Here is a 12,985-nt window from a genome sequence, read left to right on the forward strand (position 1 = left end):
TTCACCGTTACACCCACTGCGAATGGTAATGTCATAGTTGATGTCCCTGTGAATACAGCAACGGATACCGCAGGTAACAACAATATCGCAGCCACTCCACTAACTCGCACAGCCGATATTACAGCACCAACAGTAGCTCTAACATCAACTTCCCCAACCACCACAAACGCACCATTTATAGTCACAGCAACATTCAGCGAAAGCGTCACCGGATTTAGTGCAAGCGGCGTGAATCTGACTAACGGCACAGTCAGCAATTTCACAGGTAGCGGCACAACTTATAATTTCACCGTTACACCCACTGCGAATGGTAATGTCATAGTTGATGTCCCTGTGAATACAGCAACGGATACCGCAGGTAATAACAATACCGCAGCCACTCCACTAACTCGCACAGCCGATATTACAGCACCAACTGCTAACTTGGGTGCAATTTCTAACATTACTACAGCGGGCGGTACAAGTCAGATATTGACAGTTACTTTCAGCGATAGCAGTGGAATTGATGTTAGCAGTTTAGATAATTCTGATCTGGTTGTAAATTGGTCAGGTGGTGGTATTCCTGCTACTTTTGTCAGTGTCGATACTAATAGTAATGGTACGCCTCGGACAGCGACTTATTCGTTTACTCCTCCCGGCGGAAGTTGGGATGATACTGACAATGGAACTTACAGTATTAACTTGCAAGCAAGTCAGGTTAAAGATGGACTTGGCAATCTTGCTGTTGCTGGTAGTTTAGGGACTTTTAACGTTAATGTTGCGGCACCCGCACCAGCCCCCGCACCCGCACCTGCACCTGCACCAGCCCCCGCACCAGCCCCCGCACCCGCACCTGCACCTGCACCCACACCTGCACCAGCCCCCGCGCCCGCACCTGCACCCACACCTGCACCAGCCCCCGCGCCCGCACCGGCCCCCGCGCCATCGGGAACGCCAACTCCATCGGGAACACCAACTCCATCGGGAACACCCACGCCATCGGGAACTCCCACGCCATCGGGAACACCAACTCCATCGGGAACACCCACGCCATCGGGAACACCCACGCCATCGGGAACACCCACGCCATCGGGAACTCCCACGCCATCGGGAACTCCCACGCCATCGGGAACACCAACTCCATCGGGAACACCCACTCCATCGGGAACTCCCACGCCATCGGGAACACCCACTCCATCGGGAACACCCACTCCATCGGGAACACCCACTCCATCGGGAACTCCCACGCCATCGGGAACTCCCACGCCATCGGGAACACCCACTCCATCGGGAACTCCCACGCCATCGGGAACTCCATCGGGAACTCCCACTCCATCGGGAACTCCCACTCCATCGGGAACACCCACGCCATCGGGAACACCCACGCCATCGGGAACACCAACTCCATCGGGAACACCCACGCCATCGGGAACGCCCACTCCATCGGGAACACCAACTCCATCGGGAACACCAACTCCATCGGGAACTCCCACGCCATCGGGAACTCCCACGCCATCGGGAACTCCCACGCCATCGGGAACTCCCACGCCATCGGGAACTCCATCGGGAACACCAACTCCATCGGGAACACCGACGCCAACGGGAACGCCATCGGTAACGCCAACACCCACCAACTTCTTCGACTATGCCTCCTCTCCCAACAGCGTTACCCAAAACTTCAGCAACATCACTCAACCCATCACTATCATTGGCAGTCCCTTTAACGACAACTTCACCGGTACAAGCAACCCAGACAATCTCAGCGGTGGCGGTGGTGATGACATCCTTGATGGTGGCGCTGGCAATGACATCCTAAATGGCGGAGTTGGCAACAACACCCTCACCGGAGGAGTTGGCAATGACACCTTCATCTTTAGTCCCGGAACTGGTACTTTCGGCGGACAAAACCAGATTTTAGACTTCACCCCTGGAGAAGATAAATTACAACTTGATGTCGCCTTCGGTTTCACCTCACCGGAACAAGTGCTCGCAGCATTACAATCTACCCCTTCCGGTTTAGTCTTAAACTTAGGCAATGGTCAAACTATCTCTATCAAAGCCAATTCTCTCTCACCAAGCGACATCATTCTCTTTAGTAATTCCACAGCAACACCGACACCATCGGTAACACCGACACCATCGGGAACACCGACACCAACGGGAACACCGACTCCATCGGGAACACCGACACCAACGGGAACACCGACTCCATCGGGAACACCGACGCCAACGGGAACACCGACGCCAACGGGAACACCGACACCAACGGGAACACCGACGCCAACGGGAACACCGACACCAACGGGAACACCGACACCATCGGGAACACCGACACCATCGGGAACACCGACGCCAACGGGAACACCGACACCATCGGGAACACCGACACCAATAACTAATAACATCCCCAATGACGACTGCATCTGCGATGACATTGCCTATCCCAACTTAAACCAACCTAACTCAGTTGAAAACACCATACTCGGTGTATCGGGAATTCAAATAGGCACTGCCCAAAACGATGAATTTCTCGGCACTAACAACGGCAATATATTCGATGGCAAATCCGGGAATGACAACTTATATGGTGGTGCGGGCAACGACATCTTTAATGGCAACCAAGGCAACGACTTCATCACTGGAGGCAAAGGTGACGACATCCTCTATGGAGATGAAGGAAACGACATCGTTCTTGGCGAATTGGGCAGCGATTTAATCTTTGGAGGCAAAGGCAATGACTCCATAAATGGCCGCGAAGGTAATGACATCATTCGGGGTGATAAAGATAATGACTTCATCGATGGTGGTAAGGATAATGACACCTTATTCGGAGGCAAAGGTGACGACATAATTCTTGGTAGTCAAGGTGATGACTACCTGTTTGGACAGTTAGGTTCTGATACTATCTGCGGCGGTGTAGGTAATGACTTAATTAGCGGTAACGAACAAGCCGATATCCTGGGAGGATGTGAAGGAAATGATACTATTTATGGAGGGCAAGATAACGATACTCTCCTGGGCGGAAAAGGTGATGATCTCCTTTACGGAGACTTGGGGAATGATAGTTTGATTGGCGGTAGCGGCAATGATATTTTTGCCTTAAAAGCTGGTCAAGGATTTGACATAATCGCTGATTTTACTGTCGGTCAAGACTTGATGGGATTAAGCGGTGGTTTGAGTTTTGGTCAGTTAGCAATAACTCAAAATACTCAGGGAACTCTCATCAAAAATGTCTTGACAGGAGAGGAGTTAGGTGTGATGATTGGAGTGAGTGCTAATTCGATTACATCGGCGAATTTCCGGTTGATTTAGGGAAGGAATGAAAGACGGGGCGGGTTTATTTATCCCTTGGCTAGCTTCCAATATTTTTGCTAAAACCCGCTCCTTGTATCTTGAAAGAGGTAGATTGTGATTTACCTTTGGGTGGGGGCGGGTTTACGAGATTATTGGTTGAGTGGCAATTATGGTTGGTGAACCCGCCCCTACAGCATTAAAAACGTTGGCCACTCGCGCACAATCCAAGAAACCGGGTTTTTTCCCGCATCTACGAGTTGTCACCAAGTCTGTCGCAAAAACCCGGTTTCTGGCCACCATTACGAATTTATACTGTCTTAGCCCACGACAGCCAAGTTTCCATCGGGCGGAAACCGACAGATTTGTAAAGCTTTGTCGCCCCCGTCAAACTGTCAGCATCGACGCTGAGTTTCGCAGTATTTGCACCCGCAGCTTTTAAGGAGTGCAAACCCGCCAGCAGCATTGCTTTTCCTAAACCCATTTTCCGAAAGTCGCGCCGCGTACCCAATAGTTCGATCCAACCGTCTTTTGTGCCGCTGCGGGAGTTTTTTTGGGGTTTGATTTGACAGTCGCAAAATGCTGCAAATTTACGATCGCCCGAAACAGCAATCAAGTCTAATTCCGGCTGATAATTCGGATCTTGCATCCAATAACGCACGGTTTCCGCAGTTAAATCGTGGTGATTCCAGTGATCGATAAATGACTGGTTGAACATTTCTACCCAGGGTTGGATGTCTTTTTCTCCCGATACGTGCGTCAGCGCAAAATCTGCGGGAAATTCGGGTGCGGGAATGGGTTCCGAGAGCGATCGCGCCATTGTGAGAAAATAGCGATCGACCTCAAAGCCCTGTTTTTCTAACAGCCGCATCTCATCGGTTTGGTCTTCACGGCTGTATGTACGCAATTTTGCAGGCAAATTCCGTTCTTTCGCGACTTCGCCCAGCCGCTTTTCGCCCCATTTAATGATATCTTTTTCCAAACCTGCGCGGCGCAGGTTTGGATGCACGTAAAACCAGAGACAAGCGTCGATTTCCGCCGGGGAATCGGGCATATCTAGCAGTGCTAAACCGATTAGTTTGTAATTACCATCTTCCCACAATTGCACGTCGCGGGCTTTGTCGAGTTTGGGGGCATCAAGTATTAGCTTGAGTTCAGTTGCTGAGACTTCTTCGCCGAGGCGATCGACTGCTTCACAAGCATCGATTAAATTTGCGATCGCGCACCAGTCAGTTTCGCCTTTGTAGGAGCGTGTTGTCAAGATATTCATAGAAAAATTTGCAATCCGTAATTTCGGACTGTTCCTGTTAATGGGTATTGGCAACTGAGTACAGTAATTCGGACATTTTGCACAAATGTCGGTAACAGGCAGGATGCCTGTTCCACAAGAGATTTATGTTCTTGTGGCGCGGACTCGAAGACCCGCACACAAACGGATTTTAGTATTTGAGAATGGTGTTGATAAAACTCAGAAACCTGTTTATATCACCCAGGCTTTCAGGCTTTATCTCATAGCGCAATCATAAAAATTGGTTTGCCCTTTTGGGCTAGTTTTGTATTTGAGTCTCAGACCCGAGGAGCGCCCAACCTTCGCAAGCAGCGCCCTCGAAGTTATCAAAGCTGGTGCTTGAGTAACTGTTGTTTAAATAAATTTGATGCAGCTAAGTAAAGAAGTTTTCACCCCCACCGGGTAGTTGATTTTTACTTTTGCTCTGTTTGACAAGAAATCCTATTTCAGGGATTTGTTGCTGCTCCTGTTAACTCGCCCGATCGGGGGAGGGGAGAAGTTGAACTTATTAAAAAGTTCCCTCGCTTCAACTATAACCGCTCAGGTTTTTTTTGGCAAGTTTGAGGTTAGGGGAGTTTTGTTAGTATTAACGGGAGCCGGGATTCGGCGGCAGAAGCACCGGGGGTTTAACCGACCGTAACTGTAGTCTTTATAACTTTTTGCCGCACTTTAAGATTTAATTTTATCCAAACGTTAAACTAACGTTAAACTGCTTTGTCCGATTTGTATGAGGTCATACCATTTTAGATTTTAGATTTTAGATTTTAGATTGGGGATGATTTACTGGAGCGGCGTTTGAAGCCGACACAGCAGTTGTACTATTTTGGAGAAATGAGGTCAATATGCTTGACAACCTCGATTTAAATATTTCCCTGGATAAAGAAACCTATGATGCCAAAATTGAAGTTTTAATGCAGCAGTTGCGATCGCTCCAACTGGCCTGCTGGGAAAAAAAACTGCCCGCGATCATCGTCCTCGAAGGCTGGGCGGCCGCCGGAAAAGGCGCCCTCGTCAAACAAATGGTGGGGTACATGGACCCGCGCGGGTTTGCGGTACACCCGATTTGGCCGCCGTCAGAGGCAGAAATGGGCTATCCTTTCCTGTGGCGGTTTTGGCAGAAACTTCCGGCGCGAGGGCGGATTGGCTTTTTCTATCACAGTTGGTACACTCATGTTTTAGAAGACCGGTTGTTCGATCGGCTTTCCGACGCCGAAGTACCGACAGTCATCAGACAAATCAACGCCTTCGAGCGGCAAATGGTAGATGACGGTGCGGCAATTGCCAAATTTTGGATTCACCTGAGCAAAAAAGAACTCAAGCACAGGCTCAAAAAACTAGAAGACGACAGCTTACAAGCTTGGCGAGTGCGGCCCGAAGACTGGAAACAAGCCAAAAAATACGAAGAATACAAAAGTTTGGCCGAAGAAATGGTCGTGCAAACAGGCACGGGCCCGGCACCTTGGACGCTAGTAGAAGGCGACTGTCAGCGCTGGGCGAGAGTCAAAGTTTTAACGCAAATGGCAGCGACAATTACAGAATCCCTAGACAGACTCCCGACGCAATCTGCACCCGTGAAATTGCCGCCTCAAGAAAAATTGCAACCAACCGAACCCGACTTGCTCGCCCAAGTAGATTTAACTCAATCGCTGTCTGCAGACGAGTACAAAGAGCAACTTCGCGAAGCACAAACCGGTTTTGGCAAACTGCAACAAAGCATCCACGAAGATGAAATCCCCGTGTTAGTGGTGTTTGAAGGTTGGGATGCCGCCGGCAAAGGAGGCGCGATCAAACGCTTGACGGACATCCTAGACCCCCGCAGTTACACCGTCAACGCCTTTGCGGCCCCGACAGACGAAGAAAAAGCTCACCACTACCTCTGGCGGTTCTGGCGGCGGCTGCCGACTGCTGGTAAAATCAGCATTTGCGATCGCAGTTGGTATGGTAGAGTGCTCGTCGAGCGAGTCGAAGGATTGGCCGCCGAACCCGAATGGCACCGAGCTTACCAGGAAATCAACGAATTTGAGGAGCAACTCACCAGTTTCGGTTGTGTCTTAGTTAAATTCTGGCTGCACATCAGTCCAGACGAGCAACTAAAGCGGTTTACAGAGCGGCAAAACAATCCATTTAAACAATACAAACTCACCGACGAAGATTGGCGGAATCGCCAAAAGTGGAATTATTATGAAGTGGCGGTAAATCAAATGATTCAGCGCACCAGCACGCCGGCTGCTCCCTGGACGCTGATTGCTGCCGATAACAAGTATTATGCTCGTGTTAAAGTAATTCAAACGGTAACGCAGGCAATTCGGAATCAACTGAAACGCCGATAAATTGGGATTGGTGAATGGGTAACAGGTAATCGGAAAAATAGCAGGCAGCAGAAAGCAGGCTTGAATTGCCAATTTCACCGGCCGCCGGCTCGCTCCATTACCAATTACCGATCGACCATTACCAGTTATCAATTACCAATTAACTCTCAGCAATCTGTGACCCGCCCCAAAACGGGTACCGTGCCACGTACACTCGCCTTGTTGAGATCCTAAAATTTTAGACGAAGGTTCCTGCTCGCAGATTCATCTGTAGAGTAAATCTAAAATCTCAAATCTAAAATCTCAAATCGACTGACTGGAATTAGCGGGCTCTCCTTGCCTGCAACCAATAGTTGATAGCTGACCGGAATCGAGCATTTTCTTAGAAATGCGATCGCGCAGTCCGATCGGCGAAAGTTAACAACCCAACCGATGCCCGTATTTGCTCCCGCAGCTAAATTTGCGCTCGTTTCCAGACTTCTGTACTAATTTATGAAGACACAGAATATTGCAAGATGCCAGAACTGTTTGCTCGCATTCTATTTCTATTCCTCCTCTTCTCACTGATCAAATCGTGGTGGGATCAATCAGGAGGCAAAGACAATCCGTTAATAGACCGGCTGCGCGTTTTGCTGCTGATCAGCCTTTTGTTCCTGGCTTTTTTCGCGCCAGACACGCCAGTCGGAGCAGCGATTTTCGGCCTAATAGCCTTCTTCTTTAAGCCGCTGGGTTTTTCGATCACGCTGCTGGTGATTGCATCGGCGCTGATCACGAACGGGGGCATTCGCAACCCGGCGCCGAGAATGATCTTGGCAGCGCTGCTAGTTTTGATCCTTTCGAGTATGCCAGTTGTGGCTTACTGGTTCGCCGATCAAGCAGAACGAGATGCGGCAGCCCGCACCACAGTTTGCTGCGACGAAACAGCAGCGGCGATCGTCCTGCTGGGCAAGGGAACGACTAACAGTCACACAGCCAACCGAGAAGCGATTCAACTGACAGACACAGGCAATCGCCTGCCCTATGCTGCGGTTTTGTACAAAAAACAACTAGCACCTTTGGTCATCGTTAGCGCAGGGTCCAGACCCGAGTCGCAGAATTATACTGGCGAAGCTAAGGATATCGAGACTTTGCTGGCAAGCAACATGGGCGTGCCGCGCACCAGTATCGTTCTCGACGATAACGGCCGAAACATACGCACCAGCGCCGAGGAAGTGAGAAAGATCCTCGACAGCCGCGGCGTCGGGCGCAAAGTAATTCTGGTCACATCTGCGATTCAGATGCGCCGTGCCAGCCTCGCTTTTGCGAATATGGGAATCCAGGTGATTCCCAGAGCTACGGACTTCTACACTTACCAGCCCGTGTCAGGAGGGAAATCCCGACTCCGCTTAGACGCGGGAGATTTCCTGCCCAGTGCAGAAGCTTTGGTAACTACGACGCGAGTATTCGATGAATATTTCGGGTCTGTTTATTACTATTTGCGCGGCTGGCAGGCTCCGAGGGCCTAAAGCGGCAAGTTGGTGGTGTTTTTCTTAGGCAACACCGACTGCTCCCCAGATTGGTTTAACATCCGATCGGAATGTGACCTTTGTGGGGGGCTGTATTTTCTCATTCCGGCGGGGTCGCCGACGGCAAAGTTGGCAACTAATAAAAACAGCACCCAAAATATAGGCTCCTCCCACTTGGATTTTGTTTGGGGTGCTGGTGGGGTGGTAACAGATTCGACGTTGACTTTGATGTCTAGTTTGCCTTCAATTTCTTTGCCTTTGAGAACTCCGTCCTTGCACACACCCTTAAAAATCATTGGGGCGGGTTTTGGTGCTTCTGCTTTCGCTTCTGCTTTCGCTTCTTCTGGCATTTTTTTATCCTGGTTTGGGTAGATCCGGTTGGATAGTACATTCTCAGAGGTTCGGGGGGTTTCCGGAAAGGATTGCGCGAACTCTGAAAAAATTAAATTAAATATGCACCCCGCCCCTTGTTGGGGCTTAAAAATCAGAATCTGAAGGCATTTCAAGCTAGTGCTTGTTGGTTTTGGGTAGCAGCCCTGCCTCGATGCTGCTACTTATCTATCTGGGTGAAGGGGAGGTTTTTATGCAAACTACAGATTTTTAGGAAAAATTTGTCAATAATATTGATTAGTTGTCCCAGGCGGTAACGATCGCAGCCTGAAAGCCGATCGCACTTGCTCTCACCTCAGACTCCCGGTTGCTTCCAGGAGTTGAAGTGGCGCAATTCGGTTAAAAAACTGGGTTTCTGGTCAAAAAGGGCGATCGCACTGCCCATCTCAAATCTCAAATTATCTAAATAATGGACAGTGAAAATATCCACCAGCAAACTATCTTCCCTGCAACCCGAACAACTGGCAGCTTGGGCAACAGAGGCAATTAATCGCAGTAAATCCGGTCAAGTCCCCGCCTACGTACCTCTGCTTGCGGAAGCCGACAGACAAGGGTTTGCCGTGCAAATTCGGGCAATTGACGGTCAAATTTTGAGCTGGGGCAGCCCTGCTACAACATTCCCGCTGATGAGCGCAGTCAAGCCCTTCGTCTTGCTTTACTTGCTGTGCGAATTGGGCGAAAAAGCGGTTTTTGACTGTGTTGGCTGCGAGCCTTCGGAACTTCCTTTCAATTCCCTGACTCAACTCGAAAGGGATAAAGGGAAGCCGAGAAATCCGATGATCAATAGCGGGGCGATCGCCCTAGCGTCTTTGATTCCCGGTGAAAATGCGGTTGTGCGCTGTCAAAACTTGCTCGATTGGCTCAACCAAAAGGCAAACAGTCAGTTATTTGTTGACGAGTTAATGCTGGATTCAGTGAATTCAAGGCCGAATCAAAATAATTGGGATCTCGCCTTAGCAATGGTAGAATCGGGTTATCTGCAAAACTCGGAAATTGCGCTAGCAACCTACAATCGCGTCTGCTGTTTGTCGGGAACTGTAGAGGATTTAGCTAAGCTGGGAATGGTTTTGGTAAATGGTGGCGAAGCAAGCGGGGAAAACTGCTGCACTGTTAAAGCGCTGATGGCTACTTGCGGTTTGTATGAAGCATCCGCCCGCTTTGCGCGGAGGGTGGGATTGCCGGCTAAGTCGGGTGTTAGTGGGGCAATGCTTTCGGTAATTCCGGGTGAAGGGGCGATCGCATCTTACAGCCCGCCCCTGAATAAAGAGGGAAATTCTGTCGGCGGTTTGTTTCTATTGGAACAAATAGCTAAGACTCTGCGGTTGAGTGTATTTGATTAGATTTGGAAGAGACAATTGGTCCTGGGGAATTGGGAAACAATATAATTCCGTAGGGGCGGGTTTTACCAACAATCTCCCATCAGTACAAACAAGATAAATAAACCCGCCCCACACCGCGAATAGTCTACATCAACCAAGACGGAAGATAGAATGCAAAAAATGTATATTTTGATTTACTGTTGGGCGAGGGCGGGTTTTTGAGATTATTTGTTTTGAGGCGTAGATTGTCGGCCAACCCGCCCCTACAACAAATATTTTAATTACTAATTCCCGATTGCCAATTTTCAATTACCTTTGAATGCTTCTCGGATCGAGAGCATCCCGCAACCCATCCCCCAATAAATTAAACGCCAAAACAGTCAAAATAATCAGCATCGCCGGAGGCCAGACCAACCAAGGCTGCAACACTAAAATTGAAGCATTCGTAGACAGAGATAGCAAATTTCCCCAAGAAGGATCTGGCTGTTGAATTCCCAATCCAATTAAACTCAAAACCGACTCCGCCACAATAAAACCCGGAACCGACAAAGTAGCAGCAATAATTACATAAGTTGCAGTTTGCGGCAAAACGTGGCGGACAATAATATAAATTGGATTGGCACCCATAGCCCGCGCAGCTTGCACGAATTCTAGCTGTTTGATTGAGAGAACTTGGCCGCGAATTACCCGCGCTAAACTCGCCCAACTGATAAATGAAGTAATCAGCACAATCAATATAAATCGCTGAGCGCTTGTCAATCCCGGGGGCAGAACTGCTGCTAGCGCTACTAATAAATAAAGACCGGGAATCGTCATCAATACTTCGGCGAAGCGCATTAAAATACTGTCAATCCAACTTCCGAAATAACCGGATATTCCTCCGACCAACAATCCCAAGGGAAAAGAAATTGCTATGCCAACCAAACCAATGCTGAGGCTAATTCGGCTGCCCTGTACTAAGCGGCTGAATTGATCGCGAGCTTGTTCGTCTGTGCCTAAAATGTTAATTTTGCCTTCTCCTGTAGTGCCAAACAGGTGCCTGTCGAATGGCAAAATTCCTAAAAACTTATAGGGAGAACCTTTGACAAACAAACCGACAGCAGAGGGTTTTCGCCAGTCTACAATTACCTCGCGAGCGCCCGTATTCGCATCCACCGGGCCCTGAGTAGTCGGATAAACGTGGGGCCCGATAAATTGCCCGTCTTTGGTGCTTAAATAAATCTGAGTCGGGGGCAGCAAGGAACCGTTTAATTGAGAGTCGTAGGGGTCGTATGGCGCCACAAATTCGGCGAAAAGTGCGACTGTATAAAAGATTAACAGCAGCACGGCTCCCAACCGAGCCAGAGGATTTTTTTTAAGATTTTGCCACCATTTCATAAGTTTTAGGTTTGAGATTTTAAGTAGGTTCGCAGCATCGGAATGCAAGTCCTATGAGGTTCGCAGCATCGGAATGCAAGTTTTTTGCGAGCGTTTTTTTCGGAGAGTAAAAAGCGGTTTGAGGAGTGCTGTCCCCGCTCGCTACATATAAGGAAGCGAGCGGGGACGCTCCCACTCACATAATAGCAAAACTGAGATGCCCCTAATCCTTTATTAACGGAATCAGTAGCAAGGGCTGATTTCCTTACTAATATAAATTTTGAGGACTGAAGTCCGAACGATCGAACCTTAAACTATTTTTTTTCATCTGCAACCAAAATTATTCTATTTTCATTTTCGGCAATTTTCCCCAATTCCTCGCCGCTAAAGGGATTGTAGAAAAATGAGCCTGTTTGCGGAGGTAATTTGGGATTGAGTACAATTTCTACTATACTTTTGACTACCCCAGTTAGCGGAATTGCCAGGATAACTCCTAACAATCCTCCCACTCTACCTCCTAGCAGCAGAGCTGTGAAAATAATTACCGGGCTCAAGCCCGTGAGATTGCCCATGATTCGGGGTGCTACTAAATTGTCCTTGACTTGCTGGAGGGCGATCGCCACTACCAAGACTTGCAGGGCCAGCCACCAATCGATAAACGCTACAATTATACTAACAGTGCCAATGCCCAAAGTAGCTCCGATAAACGGAATTATTTCTGTTAATCCGATAAACACGGCAAACAACAGAAAAAACGGCACTTGCAGCCACCAAAAAGCCAGAGTCAGCGAGGTGGCCATAAATAGTCCCAGCAATAACTGTCCCGATACAAATCGCTGGAGGTTTCGCTGCAAAGTTTCGGTTAAAACATAACGAATATCTGGGGAAAAAATACTGGTCAAACCCTGCCACACTCTTTGACCGTCTAGGAGCATATAAAATGAAATTACCAGGATCAGAATTAAGTCGAGAAACCAGTTAACAGTGCCTACAACTAAGCCTAAACTTGTACCTGCGATCGCCTGTACTTGCTCCTGCACTTTCGCTGACAGTTGCTGCTCCAATATTTGCACGTCAAATGGCAAATTGCGATCGGCACTCCATGCTTGAAATTCACCGAGCTGCAGTCGCCCCGACTCCAGCAAATCCGGGAACCTCACGCCCAACTGCCTCGCTTGGCTGAACACCGGCGGCACAATAGTTAAACCGATGACTACTACTACCACACCCGCAGTTAAATAAACCAGCCCCGCAGCTACTCCCCGCGGCAAAAATACTTGCAGTCTGATTACTGCATAATTTAATAAAAATGCAATCAGTCCCGCTGTTACTAAAATGCTGACCAGTTCCCCAACATAATTGATAGCAGTCAGGGTAAACCATCCTGTCACTAGCACTAGCAACCAAGTGATTAGAAACTGTTGGACGGGAGAAAAGACACTATTCATTGTGATTTTTGTCAATTAAACTGGCACAACTTTTTTAGCCGCTGTGCTGTATTCTACAACACACATATTAGAGTATAGATTAGCAATAATCTGTTCGAGA

General features: G+C 48.7%; 8 protein-coding genes. 4 read left to right on the forward strand and 4 right to left on the reverse strand.

What is annotated here, in order from left to right; all coding sequences use genetic code 11:
• Nucleotides 1-3,291: Ig-like domain-containing protein (locus QUB63_RS23760; RefSeq protein WP_332947790.1), on the forward strand; the 3,291-nt coding region annotated here is incomplete at its 5' end.
• Nucleotides 3,292-3,580: 289 nt separating this feature from the next.
• On the opposite strand, the gene QUB63_RS23765 is transcribed toward QUB63_RS23760, so the two are convergent.
• Nucleotides 3,581-4,540, reverse strand: a complete 960-nt coding sequence (locus QUB63_RS23765) for a GNAT family N-acetyltransferase (protein ID WP_332947791.1) — start codon at nt 4,538-4,540, stop codon at nt 3,581-3,583.
• Between the two features lie 860 nt (nt 4,541-5,400).
• Between QUB63_RS23765 and pap the strand changes: the two genes are divergently transcribed.
• Both pap and QUB63_RS23775 read left to right on the forward strand, forming a co-directional pair.
• Complete coding sequence (pap, locus tag QUB63_RS23770; RefSeq protein WP_332947792.1) at nt 5,401-6,888, forward strand: polyphosphate:AMP phosphotransferase; 1,488 nt, start codon at nt 5,401-5,403, stop codon at nt 6,886-6,888.
• Nucleotides 6,889-7,718: 830 nt separating this feature from the next.
• Nucleotides 7,719-8,372: a YdcF family protein gene (locus tag QUB63_RS23775; RefSeq protein ID WP_332947793.1), complete on the forward strand. Its 654-nt coding sequence runs from the start codon at nt 7,719-7,721 to the stop codon at nt 8,370-8,372.
• Here the strand turns inward: QUB63_RS23775 and QUB63_RS23780 are convergent.
• Nucleotides 8,369-8,722 (reverse strand): hypothetical protein, encoded by a 354-nt coding sequence (locus QUB63_RS23780; RefSeq protein WP_332947794.1) that lies wholly within the window; start codon nt 8,720-8,722, stop codon nt 8,369-8,371. The genes QUB63_RS23775 and QUB63_RS23780 overlap by 4 nt on opposite strands.
• A gap of 456 nt (nt 8,723-9,178) precedes the next feature.
• Between QUB63_RS23780 and QUB63_RS23785 the strand changes: the two genes are divergently transcribed.
• Entirely contained in the window at nt 9,179-10,102 is a 924-nt protein-coding gene (locus tag QUB63_RS23785; protein WP_332947795.1) for a glutaminase, read from the forward strand.
• A gap of 288 nt (nt 10,103-10,390) precedes the next feature.
• Here QUB63_RS23785 and QUB63_RS23790 read toward each other — a convergent pair whose 3' ends face one another.
• Together QUB63_RS23790 and QUB63_RS23795 are read right to left on the reverse strand one after the other, a co-directional pair.
• On the reverse strand, nt 10,391-11,458 hold the full coding sequence (locus tag QUB63_RS23790; protein ID WP_332947796.1) for an ABC transporter permease: 1,068 nt from the start codon (nt 11,456-11,458) through the stop codon (nt 10,391-10,393).
• A gap of 293 nt (nt 11,459-11,751) precedes the next feature.
• The gene (locus QUB63_RS23795) at nt 11,752-12,885 is read right to left on the reverse strand and encodes an AI-2E family transporter (protein WP_332947797.1); all 1,134 of its coding nucleotides are present in this window, start codon (nt 12,883-12,885) and stop codon (nt 11,752-11,754) included.
• Nucleotides 12,886-12,985 lie beyond the last annotated feature (100 nt).

This window comes from Microcoleus sp. ARI1-B5 (assembly GCF_036705795.1).
Lineage (GTDB): Bacteria > Cyanobacteriota > Cyanobacteriia > Cyanobacteriales > Microcoleaceae > Microcoleus.